Genomic DNA, 15,448 nt, shown 5'->3' with positions numbered 1-15,448 from the left:
GGATGCGTCGCATGATGTTGATCGCCGCGTCGTGCCCGTCGAACAGGCTCGCCGCCGTCACGAACCTCACCTTCTGCCGCGGCTTGTAGCTCGCCAGCGCTTGGTACTCTGCGGATAGGTCGGTCATGGCAGGTCTCTGCTGAAGCTGGATCAGATGGGCGGGTGCTTCTGCACCGAGCTGTAGAGCTCGTAGCCTTGCCCCACTCCGTATTCGACAATGCCGTAGCCCACATCGTCGCCGTCGCGGACTTCAATGATCTGGTCGGCCAGGGTGCGGGTCTTGCGCCGCGTCGCGGCGTCGTTCAGGTCCCAGACCTCGTGCTCTGCGTAGAGCTTGCCCTTGTAGTCCCCATGGAACCAGCCATCCAGGCCGCCATAGAGCCCCCCCTTGAGGTAATAGCGCACGGGCAAGGTGCGAATCTGCAAGGTCTTCCTGCGGCCATCGGCAAACACCAGATCGAAACGGGCATGGTCCAGCGACTGGCCGAGCGGATCATCGTGCCAGACCATGTCGTGCGTGACGTCGGTCAGTTGGTTGCGGCTGCTGACGCGCGTGCCGGGCGCGAAAACTTCCTCCCCCGAGAGGTAGATCTTGTTGCCGGGCCCACGCTCCTTGAAGAAGACGTGCAGGCCCCGGTCCTTGAACTGCACCGTGGTCCACGCGTACAGGAACGGCGGGTAGAAGGTGAGCGGCGGGGAGGTCTCGTCGGTGCGCATCTCGCCGCGCACGCCCCAGGAGTGGTCGCGCTGCCCGTACCAGCGGTCGGGGTCGACCTCGATGCGGCGGCCATCGAACTCGATCCAGCCGCGGTAACGGCCCAGTTGCTGCGCGCGGGCCATGTTCTCGGTGACGCGCCCGTCGCGCCGGCGAAGGTGGGGAGTCTCCTCGTGCGCATTCATGGAAGCGAGGAATTCCAGGTCGAAGCGCAGGCCGGACGCGTTGGCCTCGAGCACGAGCCGATGGCGCTTGAGCCCTTCGATGACGATGATCTGCAAGGGACCTACGGTCGTCGTCAGTGGATCAGGGCGCAGTTGGCGCGACACGCGGAAGTTCCACTGCCGCCCTGCGATCGCCACACCGGCAAAGGCATCCATGACATTGCGGTTGGGGTGATAACCCAGACCGATGTCAAAGATGATGTCCAGCGAATCGATCGGGTGCCCGGTGTACCAGAGCCGCTCCATCCAGGCCGGATCGCTGTTGTCGATCTGGTCAAAGGTGGTGGGCAATTGATGCCCGATCAGGTCGTCCTGTCCCGTCAGCATGCATGTCTCCTGTCGGCTTCCCGATTTATTGCATTAGTGTACGATAATTCACTATACCAGATAGGATTCGACAGTTGCGCTGCCCCTATTCCAACCACAGGAGACTCCCATGACCGCAAGCACCGCCGTGACCGTATCCGTGTCCGCCGAAGGACTGGCCACGATCAGCCTGACCCAGCCTCAGCGCGGCAACCCCTTCGACGGCACGTTCGTGCGCGAGATGAAAGAGGCCTTCCTCCAGCTCTGGGAAACCCCCAACCTGCGTGCCGTGCTGCTGCGCGCCGAGGGCGCCAACTTCAGCTTCGGCGGCGACCTCAAGAGCTTCGGCCCGCAACTGGACCAGTTGCCGCAACTGGTGCGCAGTTGGACGGCCGATTTGCACATGGGCTTGCAACGCGCCTGGCAACTGCCCGTGCCCGTCGTGGCCGAAGTCCAGGGCTGGGCCATGGGCGGTGGCGTGGCTTTGCTGGCGGGTGCGGACATCGTTCTCGCGGGCAAGTCCACCCGCATCGGCTCGGCTTTTTCGCACATCGGTTTCAGCTGCGACTCTGGCAGCACGGTAACGTTGAGCGCCCGCATGGGCGTGGCCCGAGCCAAACGCTTCGTGATGATGGGCGAAGTCCTGAGCAGCCAACAGGCGATGGAGAGCGGCCTGGTCGACATCGTGGTGGAGGATGCCGAACTCAGCCGCGAAGCCCTGGCTACCGCGCAGCGACTGGCCCAGGGCCCCACCCGGGCCTACGGCGAGATCAAGCGGCTCTTCATGCGCGCCAGTGCGATCCCGATGGAAGCGATGCTGGAAGACGAAGCGCTGACGCTGGCGCGCATCGCCGCCACCCACGACGCGCGCGAAGGCATCACGTCGCAACTGGAGAAACGCAAGCCGGTGTTCAAGGGGCATTGAGATGAGCACCGCGTCTCTCGCCGTCGAGCGTTCACCGCAGGGTTGGGCGGTGATCACGCTGAACCGCCCTGAGCGGCTCAACACCTTGTCCATCCAACTGAGACAGGACCTGCAACGGGAGGTCGCCGCGCTCGAACGCGACCCCGACATCCATGTGCTCATCCTCACCGCGGTGGGCAAGGTGTTCACCGCCGGGCTGGACCTGGACGAATGGAACGCAGGCCCCGGCCCAGCCGCCGCGGCATACCGGCACGATGCGGTGGCCGCCCTGCGCCAGTTCCAGGGCCCGGTCATCGCGGCGGTCAATGGCGCGGCCATCACGGGCGGTCTGGAAGTGGTGCTGGCCTGCGACGTCATCATCGCGTCCGAGCGCGCACGCTTCGCGGACACCCATGTACGGGTGGGGCTGGTTCCTGGCTGGGGCGGTTCGGTGCGGCTCGTGCGCCGGGTCGGCATTCACCGCGCCAAGGAGCTGGCCCTCACGGCCCGCACGCTGGATGCCGAAGAAGCCTTGCGGCTGGGCCTGGTGAATCAGGTCGTCCCGCACGACGCACTGCTGGCCTCTGCACAAGCCATGGCATGCGAGATGCTCAAGGCCGACCCCGAAAGCCTCAAGGCCTACAAGGCCCTGCTGGACGAAGAATCCATGCTGCCACTCAAGGACGCTCTGGTACTGGAACGCGCGCGCTCGGAAGCGGTGAACACCCGCGAGCGCCTGGAAGACATCCGCGCGCGCCTGGACCGGCTCACGGGGGCAGGCAGGAACAAACCCAAGGCGGGCTGAATGCGCTGAAGAGGGGAAAAGGGAGGACTGGAGGCGCGATCCGGAGTCGAACCGGACTAGACGGATTTGCAATCCGTTGCATAACCGCTTTGCTATCGCGCCGTCAGATCCGGTGCAGAACACACCGGAGCGGAACTCCGACAAAAAAGGGAAGCAGAGCTTCCCTTTTTGAATCTGGAGCGGGAAACGAGGCTCGAACTCGCGACCTCAACCTTGGCAAGGTTGCGCTCTACCAACTGAGCTATTCCCGCGTTTTTTCTTCAGAACTTGTCGTTCGTCGGAAACCAAGAGTATAGAACAAAAAAAGGCCGCTTTCAAAGCCGGCCTGATTTTTTTGCTCAATGTTTAACGGCATCGGGCGACGGCGCAGGACTGCTCACGGTCGCCGCTGCGATCTGGGCCGCAACCTCTTCATCGGTCAGGGGAACCGGCTGGCGCTCCAGCGCGATGGACAGCACCTTGTCGATCCACTTCACCGGCACGATCTCCAGGCCCTGCTTGACGTTGTCCGGAATCTCCGCGAGGTCCTTCACGTTCTCTTCGGGGATGATCACGGTCTTGATGCCGCCGCGCAGCGCGGCCAGCAGTTTTTCCTTGAGCCCCCCAATGGCGGTGACCTCTCCGCGCAACGTGATCTCGCCAGTCATGGCCACGTCGGCGCGCACCGGAATGCCGGTGAGAGCCGACACCAGCGCGGTCGTCATGGCCGCACCGGCGCTGGGGCCGTCCTTGGGCGTCGCGCCGTCGGGAACGTGGATGTGGATGTCGCGCTTGTCGAACTGCTCGTCCTTGATGCCCAGCACGCGCGCACGGCTTCGCACCACGGTACGGGCGGCCTCGACCGACTCCTTCATCACATCACCGAGCGAGCCGGTCCGCGTGATGACGCCCTTGCCCGGCATGATGGCCACTTCGATGGTCAGCAGATCACCCCCCACCTCGGTCCAGGCCAGGCCCACGACCTGGCCCACCTGGTTCTGAGCCTCGGCGCGGCCATAGGTGTACTTGCGCACGCCAAGGAAGTCGCCCAGGTTCTCGGTGGTGACCGTCACGGTCGGCGTGTACTTCTTGAGCAGCAGGCCCTTGACCACCTTGCGGCAGATCTTGGAGAGCTCACGCTCCAGCGAACGCACGCCGGCCTCGCGGGTGTAGTAGCGCACGATGTCGCGCACGGCATCTTCGCGCACCTCCACCTCGCCGTCCTTGAGCCCGTTGTTCTTGAGCTGCTTGGGGAGCAGGTAGCGCATGGCGATGCTGGTCTTCTCGTCTTCGGTGTAGCCCGAGAGACGGATCACTTCCATGCGGTCCAGCAGCGCTGGCGGGATGTTCATGGAGTTCGAGGTCGCCACGAACATCACGTCGGACAGGTCGAAGTCGACCTCGACGTAATGGTCACCAAAGGTGTGGTTCTGCTCGGGATCGAGCACTTCCAGCAGGGCGCTGGACGGGTCGCCACGGAAGTCGGTGCCCAGCTTGTCGATCTCGTCGAGCAGGAACAGCGGATTGCGCGTACCCACCTTGGACAGGCTCTGCAGCACCTTGCCCGGCATGGCGCCGATGTAGGTGCGGCGATGCCCGCGGATCTCGGCCTCGTCGCGCATGCCGCCGAGCGCCATGCGCACGTACTTGCGCCCGGTGGCCTTGGCCACCGACTGGCCGAGCGAGGTCTTGCCCACACCGGGCGGCCCCACCAGGCAGAGAATGGGTGCCTTCACCTTGTCCACGCGCTGCTGCACCGCGAGGTATTCCAGGATGCGGTCCTTGACCTTCTCCAGACCGTAGTGGTCCTCGTTGAGCACCGCCTCGGCGTGAGCGAGGTCGTGCTTGATCTTGGTCTTCTTGCTCCAGGGCAGTGCGACCAGGGCATCGATGTAGTTGCGCACCACGGTGGCCTCGGCCGACATGGGCGACATGAGCTTGAGCTTCTTGAACTCGGCATCCGCCTTCTTGCGTGCCTCGGCGGGCATGCGGGCGGCCTTGATCTTTTTCTCGATCTCCTCGATGTCGGCGCCCTCTTCGCCTTCGCCCAGTTCTTTCTGGATCGCCTTGACCTGCTCGTTGAGGTAGAAGTCGCGCTGGTTCTTCTCCATCTGCCGCTTCACGCGGCCACGGATCTTCTTGTCGACGTTGAGGATGTCGACCTCGCGCTCGAGCTGCTCGAACAGGTTTTCCAGGCGCTTGTTGACCGGGTCGAGGTCCAGCACCACCTGCTTGGACTCCAACTTGAGCGGCAGGTGGGCGGCGATGGTGTCGGCCAATCGGCCGGGGTCGTCGATGCTGGAGATCGAGGTGAGGATCTCGGAAGGAATCTTCTTGTTGAGCTTGACGTACTGGTCGAACTGCTGCATCACCGCACGGCGCAGCGCTTCGAGCTCCGTGGACTGCACGTCAGCGCGCTCGGCGCCAGGGTCGACCGGGCTCACGCTGGCGACGAAATGGGTCTCGCCTTCGGAAATGCCCAGCACCTTGGCGCGCTGCACACCTTCAACGAGCACCTTGACCGTGCCATCGGGCAGCTTGAGCATCTGCAGGATGGTGGCCACGCAGCCCATTTCGAACATGTCGTCGGTGGACGGCTCGTCCTTGGCTGCGGCTTTCTGGGCCACCAGCATGATGCGGCGTTCCGACTCCATGGAGGCCTCGAGCGCCTTGATGCTCTTGGGCCGACCCACGAAGAGGGGAATCACCATGTGCGGGAAAACGACCACGTCGCGCAGGGGCAGCAGCGGCAGTTCGACCGGTGTACTGGGCAGAGGGGTTTGTCCGGACATGTCAACCTCGACTAAAACGGGTAATTGGGGCCGGCCGGGGTGATCTCAAGCACCCGCCGGCCGCCGTCTTCGGCGCCATCGATCCTTGTCGTGCGCCGATGGGCCATTCAGGCCTGCCTTGCCGCTTCGCGGTACACCAGCAGGGGCGGCTTGTTTTCATCGATGGTGGACTCGTCCACCACCACCTTCTCCACATTGCTCATCCCGGGCAACTCGAACATGGTGTCGATGAGCGCGTTTTCCAGGATGGAGCGCAGGCCGCGCGCACCGGTCTTGCGTGCCAGTGCCTTGCGGGCGATGGCGCGCAGCGCAGTGGGCCGCACCTCCAGCTCCGCGCCCTCCATGGAGAGCAGGCGGGCGAACTGCTTGACCACCGCATTGCGAGGTTCGGTGAGGATCTCCACGAGGGCGTCCTCCGTGAGTTCGGACAGTGCAGCGATCACCGGTACACGGCCCACCAACTCCGGGATGAGCCCGTACTTGATGAGGTCTTCCGGCTCGATTTCCTTGAACGCCTCGGACAGGCTGCGCTGCTGCTTGCTCTTGACCGTGGCGCCGAAGCCGATGCCTGACGCCTCGGTGCGGTTCTCGATGATTTTTTCCAGGCCAGCAAACGCGCCGCCGCAGATGAACAGGATGTTCGTCGTGTCCACCTGGAGGAAGTCCTGGTTCGGGTGCTTGCGGCCCCCCTGGGGCGGCACCGAGGCCATGGTGCCTTCGATCAGCTTGAGCAGCGCCTGCTGCACGCCTTCACCAGAGACGTCCCGGGTGATGGAGGGGTTGTCGGACTTGCGGGTGATCTTGTCGATTTCGTCGATGTAGACGATGCCCTGCTGCGCGCGCTCGACGTCGTAGTTGCAGCTCTGCAGCAGCTTGGCCACGATGTTTTCCACGTCCTCGCCGACGTAGCCAGCCTCGGTGAGCGTGGTGGCATCGGCCATGACGAAGGGCACATTGAGCATGCGCGCCATGGTCTGGGCCAGCAGGGTCTTGCCCGAACCCGTGGGCCCGATCAGCAGGATGTTGCTCTTGGCCAGTTCCACATCGTCCTTGCGGGCGGACTGCTTGTGGCGCAGGCGCTTGTAATGGTTGTAGACCGCCACCGCCAGGGCCCGCTTGGCAGCCTCCTGGCCGATGACGTAGTTGTCCAGGTTGGATTTGAGCTGGGCGGGCGTGGGCAAGTCGTCTGCCGAAGACTTCACCGCCTCCAGGCCTGGCAACTCGTCACGGATGATGTCGTTGCACAGGTCAATGCACTCGTCGCAGATGAACACCGACGGTCCTGCGATCAGCTTCTTGACCTCGTGCTGGCTCTTGCCGCAGAAGGAGCAGTAGAGCGCTTTTTCACCGGAAGCGGCTTTTTTGTCGGCCATGGATGGGGACTGGGTAAGACGAATTCAGCAATGATAGTTCATGGTCCAGGGGGCCCAAACAGCGGAAAAGCGCCTGAAATGGCGCCATCCCGTGAATTTCTGCGCCCCTGGGAAGGCCTTGGCCGGGACCGGCCGGTGTCAGGCGGCGGTGGGCCGTTTCTCGATCACCTTGTCGACGAGGCCGTACTCCTGGGCTTCGGTGGCCGTCAGGAAGTAGTCGCGCTCGGTGTCCTGCTTGACCTTCTCCAGCGGCTGCCCGGTGCGCTCGGCCAGGATGCGGTTCATCTGGTCCTTGGTGCGCAGGATGTCGCGGGCATGGATCTCGATGTCGGTCGCCTGGCCGCGTGCGCCGCCCAGCACCTGGTGGATCATGATCTTGGAGTTCGGCAGCGAGAAGCGCTTGCCCTTGGCACCGGCGGCCAGCAGGAACGCGCCCATGCTCGCGGCAAAGCCGCAGCAGAGGGTGGAGACGTCCGGCTTGATGAAATTCATCGTGTCGTAGATCGCCATGCCAGCCGTCACACTGCCACCGGGCGAGTTGATGTAGAACGAGATGTCCTTGTCGGGGTTCTCGCTCTCCAGGAACAGCAACTGAGCCACCACCAGGTTGGCGGTCTGGTCATTGACCTCGCCCACGAGGAAGATGACACGCTCCTTGAGCAGGCGCGAGTAAATGTCGTAGGAGCGTTCCCCGCGCCCCGATTGCTCGATGACCATGGGCACCATGCCCAAACCTTGAATGTCCGATGCGCTCATGCATTTCTCCATGTGTTGATGCGTGCAATGACCTAACTGTAACCAACCCGCCGGCCCCGTCCGCCGCCCTGGCCGAAGACCGGATCGACCACAGGGCCGCACCGCCGGCAGATGGGGGGCAAACCGGAAAAAGAAAGGGCGGATCGCTCCGCCCTTTTCTGTCACCGGCAGGCGATATCAGGCCTGGGCCATCAGATCATCGAAGCCAACCGGTTTTTCGGTCACCTGGGCCTTGCCGAGCACGAACTCCGTCACGTTGTTCTCGATCACGATGGCCTCGACCTCGGCCATGCGGCGGTTGTCGCTCTGGTACCAGCGCACCACGTCGGCCGGTTTTTCGTAGGAGGCCGCCAGCTCTTCGATGTGCGTCTTGATCTGCTCGGGCTTGGCGTGCAGTTCGTTGGCACGCACCAGCTCGGCCACCACCAGGCCCAGGCGCACGCGGCGCTCGGCCTGCGGGCGGAACAGGTCTTCGGGAATGGGCGCCTTGTCGGCGTCCTTGACGCCACGCTGCTTGAGGTCGGCGCGCGCACCCTCGACCATGCGGTCCAGTTCGGACTGCACCACGGACTTGGGCAGATCCAGCTCGGCCTTGGAGATCAGGGCATCCATCACGGCCTGCTTGTTGCGGGCCTGCAGGCGGAACTTGACTTCGCGCTCCAGGTTCTTGCGGATGTCGGCGCGCAGGCCTTCGACCGTGCCCTCGGCAATACCCAGTGCCTTGGCCAGCGCCTCGTCCACGGCGGGCAGGTGGGCGGCTTCGATCTTGTTGACCGTGACCAGGAAGTCGGCCGTCTTGCCCGCCACATCCTTGCCGTGGTAGTCGGCCGGGAAAGCCAGCGGGAAGGTCTTGGATTCGCCGTTCTTCATGCCGCGCACGGCGTCTTCGAACTCCTTGAGCATCTGGCCGTCGCCAACGATGAACTGGAAGCCATCGGCCTTGCCGCCCTCGAAGGGCTCGCCGTCGATCTTGCCGCTGAAGTCGATGGTGACGCGGTCACCGTCCTGCGCAGCTTGGTCCTGGGCGCGCTGCGCGAAGGTGCGGCGCTGCTTGCGCAGGATGTCCAGGGTGCGCTCGATGGCGGCCTCATCCACTTCGGCGGAGAGCTTGTCCACGGTCGCGGTGGACAGATCACCGATCTTGACTTCCGGGTAGACCTCGAAGATGGCGTCGAAGGTGAGCTGGCCTTCAGGTGCACCCTCCTTCTCGGTGATGCGCGGCTGGCCGGCCACGCGCAACTGCGCTTCGTTGGCGGCGGCGGCGAAGGCTTCGCCCACCTTGTCGTTCATCACTTCGTAGTGCACCGAATAACCGTAGCGCTGGGCGACCACGTTCATCGGCACCTTGCCAGGACGGAAGCCGTCCATCTTCACGTCACGGGCCAGACGACGCAGGCGGCTGCTCACCTCGTTCTGGATCACGTCGGCCGGCAGCGTCAGCGTGATCTTGCGCTCCAGCTTTTCGAGGGTTTCAACGGTCACGGTCATGGTTCTCTCCAAAAGGATGGTGGCCGACCAGCCTGCCTGGCCGACCCCGGAAATGTTGTCGTTGGTGTGGTGCGCGGGGGGGGACTCGAACCCCCACACCATTGCTGGCGTCAGGACCTAAACCTGGTGCGTCTACCAATTTCGCCACCCGCGCGCCTCTCAAGGGGGCCAACACAGCGCAGGGGGCTCGCTGCAGGGTCGGCCACCCGAATCACGGCAACCTTAGATTGTATCCGCAGCGACCTGGCCGCCCTCAGCCTCCCAGGCGCTGGCGCAGCACCCGCACGGCGCTGCCGGGCGTGGTCAGCACGGGCACGCCCAGTGCACGGTACACGGCCGGCTGCGCGCGGGCCATGCTGAACTGCGCCAGAGCGATCAGGTCGCAGCCTTGCCCGGCCAGTGCCCGGGCGGCCTCGACCACCCGGCTGTCATGGCCATCCACGTCGCCCTGGCTCAAGGCTTCCAGCGCACCTTCGGCCAGAGCCAAGCGCAGGTCCGTCCCAGCGGGAAACTCCGGCGGCATGGACGCCAGGGTAGGCGCAAAGGACGCGATCAGGCCAATGCGGCCACCGCGCGCCACCGCCTCGGCCACCATGGCCTCGTTGGGCTTGAGCACCGGCATGTGCGGGCGGCGGGCGGCCACGGCTTCGATACAGGTCCCGAACGCCGAGCAGGTGAACAGGATCCCTTGCGCCCCGGTGCCTTCGGCATAGGCCGCCAGCGTCTCGAAGCGTTGGTCCATGACAGCGTCCAGCCCCCGGCCCGAACGGGCCAGGTCCGCGGAAAGGCTGTCGTCCAGCAGGTTCATGCGCTGTGCCTCGGGCCAGGCGCGCGCCATCTCTTCATTGATGGGCGCGACCGAATGGGCCAGAGCATGGATCAAGGCAATCCGCATGCTCAGGCCGCCCTCAGCGGCCTGGTCGCCGGCATCCGCCGGCCCTGGCTCCACCACACCAGCGCCACCAGCAGCAGCGCCGGCAGGTAGAACCAGTGGGCGGTGGGCCGATCGGTCGGCACCTGCACTGCCACCACGTCCCAACCCTGCTCAAAGCCGGACTTGGCCGCGCGGGTACCGAACTTGACCTGCCCGATCTGCACAGCGTCGCCCAGAGGCATGAGCTGCAGGCCCGCGTCAGACAGGCGCTTGCGGCCGTCCTCACCCTTGTCGCCCAGTTGCAGGGCCACGGTCTTGGTGATGTCGTCGCCCTCGATGGTCAGGCCCCGGATCACCATGACGACGCGGTCGTCGGAAGGCACGTCGCGCGCCACCTCGTACGCCTGCGAGGCCGGCACCTGCCGGTACTCAGGCTCGATGCGGTCCATGAAGAAGTCCGGGCGGAACAACAGCACCACCGCCACCGCCAGCAGCACGGTCTCCCACCAGCGGCTCTTCACGCGGAACCAGTTCATGGTGACGGCGGCAAAGAGCAATGTGGCCAGCGTGCACGCCAACAGCAGCCGGATCAGTTCCCCTGCCCCATGCACATTGATCAGCAGCAACTGCCGATTGAATATCCAGATGAAGGGCAGGATCACTGTGCGCAGAGCGTAGATCGCCCCCTGCACGCCGGTCTTGATGGCGTCCTCGCCCGAGATCGCCGCCGCCGCGAAGGTGGCCAGCCCGACGGGGGGCGTGATGTCGCCCATGATCCCGTAGTAGAAGACGAACAGGTGCACCGCGATCAGCGGTATCACCAGACCCGACTGGGCGCCCAGCTCCACCACCACCGGCGCCATCAGCGTGGCCACCAGCACGTAGTTGGCGGTGGTGGGCACGCCCAGGCCCAGCACCAGGCAGACGAAGGCGATGAACAGCAGCATCACCATCACATTGCCCTGCGCCACGAACTCGACGAACTCCGTCATGCGCAGGCCCAGGCCGGTGAGCGTGATGGCGCCGACGATGATGCCCGCCGTGGCGGTGGCCACGCCGATGCCGATCATGTTGCGCGAACCGTCGTTGAAGCCTCCCACCACCGATCGCCACCCATCCATCCAGGTACCGGTCAGGCTGGTGCGGCGGAACAGGGCGATCAGCGGGCGCTGTGTGAGCATGAGCACGATCAGCGTGGTCACGGCCCAGAAAGCCGAGAGCGCAGGCGACATCTCCTCCACCATCAGGCACCAGATCAGCATGCCGATCGGCATGATGTAGTGCAGGCCGGCGCGCACCGTGGGCCAGGTCTGCAGCGGTTTGGGGTTCTCGATGTCGATGTCTTCCGGCAGATCGGGCGAGTTCGCGGCCTGCTGGACAGAGAACAGGTAGAGCGCAAGCACCACGGCCGAGACCGCATACGGAGCGGCCGCTCCCATCATCGCCTTGATGACCTGCAGCAGGTAGTAGATCGCGCACACCACGACGATGCTGCCGGCAATGCCGATCGCGTTGCGCATCAGTCGCACGCGCCAGGGCCGTTGCACCGCCTGCACGATGGGCTGCATGCCGAGCTTGAGCGCCTCCAGGTGCACGATGTAGAGCAGGCCCAGGTACGACAGAGCCGCCGGCAGGAAAGCGTGCTTGACGATGTCCGAGTAAGGGATGCCCACGTACTCCACCATCAGGAACGCGGCCGCCCCCATCACCGGCGGCATGATCTGGCCGTTGACGGAAGACATGGTCTCGATCGCACCGGCCTTCACGCCGCCGTAGCCGGCTTTCTTCATCAACGGAATGGTGAAGATGCCGCCCGAGACCACGTTGGACACCGAGGAGCCGGAAATCATGCCGTTGAGCGCGGACGACACCACGGCCACCTTGGCCGGGCCACCGCGCAGGTGCCCCAGCGCGGCAAAGCTCACCTGCATCATGTAGTTGCCGCCGCCGGCACGGTCCAGCAGCGCGCCGAACAGCACGTAGACGAAGATGGTGCCAGCCGAGACGCCCAGCGCAATGCCGTACACGCCCTCGGTGGTCAGCCACATGTGGGAGACCAGGCGGTTGAGGGATGCGCCCTTGTGGGACAGCACCTCGGGCAGGTAGGGTCCGAGCATGCAGTACGCCAGGAAAATCAGGGCCAGGGCCGCCATGGGCCAGCCCACCGCACGGCGGGTCGCCTCCAGCAACAGCAGAACGCCCGCCAGGCCCACCACAATGTCCAGGGTGTTGGGCTGGCCGGGCCGCGTGGCCAGTTCCGCGTAGAACAGCATGATGTAGGCGCCGCAGAAAGCAGCCACCAGGGCCAGCGCCCAGTCCGCCAGTGGCACGCGGTTGCGCGGCGAGCGCCGGAACGCAGGCCAGGCCATGAAGGCCAGGAACAGCGCGAACGCCAGGTGGATGGCGCGCGCCTCCGTGTCGTTGAGAATGCCGAAGCCCAGTTCGAATGGCAGGGGCGACGCGTACCAGAACTGGAACAGGCCCCAGAGCATGGCGGCGGCAAAGATGATGCCCGCCGTCAGGCCGCTGGGCTTGCGCCCGCCGGTGTCGCTGTCGGCGACAAGCTGCTGCAGGGCTTCCGGCGCTTTCTCGATATCGGTTGTCATGGCGTCAGGTCCGCAAGGAAAGGAGAAAAAAAATGGCGAAGATCACTTCGCCATGGGTTCAGGTCAGGCCTGCATCGGGCAAGCCCCGGCCAATCACTTGATCCAGCCCTTTTCCTTGTAGTACTTCGCCGCGCCGTCGTGCAGCGGCGCGCTCAGGCCGTTCTTGACCATGTCCTCGGGCGTGAGGTTGGCCAGCGCGGGATGCAGCTTCTTGAACTCGTCGAAGTTGTCGAACACCGACTTCACCACCGCGTACACGGTGTCGGCCGGCGTCTTGGTCGACGCCACCACGGTCGCGATCACGCCGTAGGTGTTGGTCGGCTGCGGGTTGTTCGGGTACAGACCACCCGGCAGGCTCACCTTGGCGTAGTAGGGCTTCTCGGCCACCAGCTTGTCCACCGCCGGCCCGGTCAGGGACACCAGCTTGGCACCGCAGGAGGTGGTGGGATCCTGGATGTTCGCGCTCGGGTGGCCCACGGCGTAGTAGAAGCCGTCGATCTTGCCGTCGCACAGGGCCGGGCCGTGCTCATCGGCCTTCAGTTCGGAGGCCAGCGAGAAGTCGCTGAGCTTCCAGCCCATGGCGGCCAGCAGTTCCTCCATGGACGAACGTGTGCCCGAGCCAGGGTTGCCGACGTTGAAGCGCTTGCCCTTGAAGTCCTCGAACTTGGTGATGTTGGCCTCCTTGCGGGCCACCACGGTGAAGGGCTCCGGGTGCACCGCGAAGACGGCACGCAGGTCACCGTAGGCGCCGGCGTCCTTGAACTGCCCCACGCCCTTGAGCGCGTTGAACTGCACGTCGGACTGGGTGAACCCCAGATCGAGTTCGCCCGCCTTGATGGTGTTCACGTTGAACACGGAACCGCCGGTGGATTCCACCGAGCAGCGGATGCCGTGCTTGGCGCGGTCCTTGTTGACCAGGCGGCAGATCGCGCCGCCTGCAGCGTAGTAGACGCCGGTCACGCCACCGGTGCCGATGGTCATGAATTTCTGTTGCGCCTGGGCGGGAGCCGTGGGAGCCATCAGAGCCGCTGCGGCGGCCATGGTGCTCAGACAGAGATGAAGTTTTTTCATGGGAAAGCTCCTGCAGTTTGCTGCTTGGTTGAACAATCGTGGTGGCCTGGAAGGCCGGTCCTCGAAAGCTTGCGAAGGTGAACAAATCCTAAAGCAAGCTCCGTGCAAACCCGGCCCCAAAAGCCTAGTGTTTACCCGGGAAAGGTATGCAAAAGCGTCATGCCGTCAGTGCCTCGTCAGCCTGAGCCACCGCCAGATCGATGGCGGAGGCCAGCCGCTCCACGATCTGCGCCAACTCGGCCTCTGTACTGATGAAAGGGGGCGCCAGCAGCACGTGATCGCCGCAGCGGCCGTCCACCGTCCCGCCCATGGGATAGACCAGCACACCGCCGGCCATGGCTTTGCTCTTGATGCTGGCGTGCAGCTTGTGCACGGGGTCGAACCACTGCTTGCTGGTGCGCTCGCGCACCAGTTCGATACCCCAGAACAGGCCACGCCCACGAATGTCGCCCACGTGCGGATGCGATCCGAAGGCCTGGGTCAACAGGCGCTGCAGGTGATCTCCGCGCTCGCGCACCTGCTGCAGCAGGCCGTCGCGCTGGATCACGCGCTGCACCGCCAGCGCGGCCGCACAGGCGACGGCATGCCCCAGGTAGGTATGCCCGTGCTGGAACAGCCCGCTGCCCTTGCGGAAGGCTTCCACCACCCGGCCCTGCGCCAGCACGGCGCCGATCGGCTGGTAGCCGCCGCCCAGGCCCTTGGCAATCGTCAGCAGGTCAGGCACCACGCCCTCCTGCTCGCAGGCGTGCAGCGTGCCGGTGCGGCCCATGCCGCACATCACCTCATCCAGGATCAACAGGATGCCGTGGCGGTCGCAGAGTTCGCGCACGCCCTTGAAATAACCCGGCACCGGCGTGAGCACGCCAGCGGTGGCGCCGCCCACGGTCTCGGCCACGAAGGCCATCACCGAGTCCGCTCCCAGCCGGGCAATGGTCTCTTCCAGTTCGGCCACCAGGCGCTGGCCGTACTGTTCAGGTGTCTCGTCGGCACGCCGGTCGCGGTACTCGTAGCAGGGCGAGACGTGCGTGACATCGATCAGCAGCGGCTTGAACTGCTCGCGCCGCCAGGCGTTGCCCCCTACCGCGAGCGCGCCCAGCGTATTGCCGTGGTAGCTCTGGCGGCGCGCGATGAAGTGGCGCCGCTGCGGCTGGCCGATCTCCACGAAGTACTGCCGCGCCATCTTCAGCGCCGCCTCTACCGCTTCCGAGCCGCCGCTCACGAAGTAGGCGTGCGTCATGCCGGCCGGTGCGCTTTCGATCAACACGTCGGCCAGTTCCTCCGCCACCTCGGTGGTGAAGAAGCTGGTGTGCGCATAGGCCAGGCGGTCGATCTGCGCGTGCATGGCCGCCACCACGTCCGGATGGCCATGCCCCAGGCAGGAGACCGCAGCGCCGCCCGAGGCATCGAGATAGACCTTGCCCTGGGCATCGGTCAGGGTGATGCCCTTGCCACTGACGGCCACAGGCAGACCATGGCGAAGCTGACGATGGAAGACGCGGGTGGACGGAGCATTCATGGGGGAAAGTGGGTGGCGGCGGACGACCAGGGTGGCCGC

Annotated in this window: 11 protein-coding genes and 3 tRNA genes; 2 read left to right on the top strand and 12 right to left on the bottom strand. The window is 65.0% G+C overall.

Annotated elements, in window-relative coordinates; translation table 11 throughout:
• Nucleotides 1–150: 150 nt before the first annotated feature.
• Nucleotides 151–1,266, bottom strand: coding sequence for a hypothetical protein (locus KIT53_RS17995; protein ID WP_297755573.1), 1,116 nt, complete (start codon nt 1,264–1,266; stop codon nt 151–153).
• Between the two features lie 109 nt (nt 1,267–1,375).
• Here KIT53_RS17995 and KIT53_RS17990 point away from each other — a divergent pair, with 109 nt between their 5' ends.
• Nucleotides 1,376–2,170, top strand: a complete 795-nt coding sequence (locus KIT53_RS17990; protein WP_297755571.1) for an enoyl-CoA hydratase-related protein — start codon at nt 1,376–1,378, stop codon at nt 2,168–2,170.
• Nucleotide 2,171: 1 nt separating this feature from the next.
• Nucleotides 2,172–2,954: an enoyl-CoA hydratase gene (locus KIT53_RS17985; protein ID WP_297755568.1), complete on the top strand. Its 783-nt coding sequence runs from the start codon at nt 2,172–2,174 to the stop codon at nt 2,952–2,954.
• 28 nt (nt 2,955–2,982) lie between these two features.
• Here the strand turns inward: KIT53_RS17985 and KIT53_RS17980 are convergent.
• The 11 genes from KIT53_RS17980 to KIT53_RS17930 form a co-directional block, all read right to left on the bottom strand.
• Nucleotides 2,983–3,056, bottom strand: a tRNA-Cys gene (locus KIT53_RS17980).
• Nucleotides 3,057–3,129: 73 nt separating this feature from the next.
• Nucleotides 3,130–3,205: transfer RNA gene (locus tag KIT53_RS17975), tRNA-Gly, on the bottom strand.
• Nucleotides 3,206–3,292: 87 nt separating this feature from the next.
• Complete coding sequence (lon, locus tag KIT53_RS17970) at nt 3,293–5,725, bottom strand: endopeptidase La (RefSeq protein WP_297755566.1); 2,433 nt, start codon at nt 5,723–5,725, stop codon at nt 3,293–3,295.
• A 107-nt stretch (nt 5,726–5,832) separates the two neighbouring features.
• Nucleotides 5,833–7,098 carry an ATP-dependent Clp protease ATP-binding subunit ClpX gene (clpX, locus tag KIT53_RS17965; RefSeq protein ID WP_297755564.1) on the bottom strand — a complete coding sequence of 422 codons (1,266 nt, stop codon included), beginning with the start codon at nt 7,096–7,098 and terminating at the stop codon, nt 5,833–5,835.
• Between the two features lie 138 nt (nt 7,099–7,236).
• Nucleotides 7,237–7,854 carry an ATP-dependent Clp endopeptidase proteolytic subunit ClpP gene (gene clpP / locus KIT53_RS17960; RefSeq protein WP_297755562.1) on the bottom strand — a complete coding sequence of 206 codons (618 nt, stop codon included), beginning with the start codon at nt 7,852–7,854 and terminating at the stop codon, nt 7,237–7,239.
• A gap of 177 nt (nt 7,855–8,031) precedes the next feature.
• Complete coding sequence (gene tig / locus KIT53_RS17955) at nt 8,032–9,342, bottom strand: trigger factor (protein ID WP_297755559.1); 1,311 nt, start codon at nt 9,340–9,342, stop codon at nt 8,032–8,034.
• Nucleotides 9,343–9,409: 67 nt separating this feature from the next.
• A tRNA-Leu gene (locus KIT53_RS17950) sits at nt 9,410–9,496 on the bottom strand.
• Nucleotides 9,497–9,595: 99 nt separating this feature from the next.
• Nucleotides 9,596–10,237 (bottom strand): aspartate/glutamate racemase family protein, encoded by a 642-nt coding sequence (locus tag KIT53_RS17945; protein ID WP_297755555.1) that lies wholly within the window; start codon nt 10,235–10,237, stop codon nt 9,596–9,598.
• 2 nt (nt 10,238–10,239) lie between these two features.
• Entirely contained in the window at nt 10,240–12,822 is a 2,583-nt protein-coding gene (locus tag KIT53_RS17940) for a TRAP transporter permease (RefSeq protein ID WP_297755552.1), read from the bottom strand.
• Between the two features lie 93 nt (nt 12,823–12,915).
• A complete protein-coding gene (locus KIT53_RS17935) occupies nt 12,916–13,893 on the bottom strand; it encodes a TAXI family TRAP transporter solute-binding subunit (protein ID WP_297755551.1) in 978 nt (325 codons plus the stop codon).
• A gap of 157 nt (nt 13,894–14,050) precedes the next feature.
• Nucleotides 14,051–15,409 carry an aspartate aminotransferase family protein gene (locus KIT53_RS17930; protein WP_297755549.1) on the bottom strand — a complete coding sequence of 453 codons (1,359 nt, stop codon included), beginning with the start codon at nt 15,407–15,409 and terminating at the stop codon, nt 14,051–14,053.
• Nucleotides 15,410–15,448: the final 39 nt, after the last annotated feature.

It is taken from the genome of Hydrogenophaga sp., from assembly GCF_026125785.1.
Classification (GTDB): Bacteria; Pseudomonadota; Gammaproteobacteria; order Burkholderiales; family Burkholderiaceae_C; genus Hydrogenophaga.
This window is presented reverse-complemented; position numbering and strand designations above follow the sequence as displayed.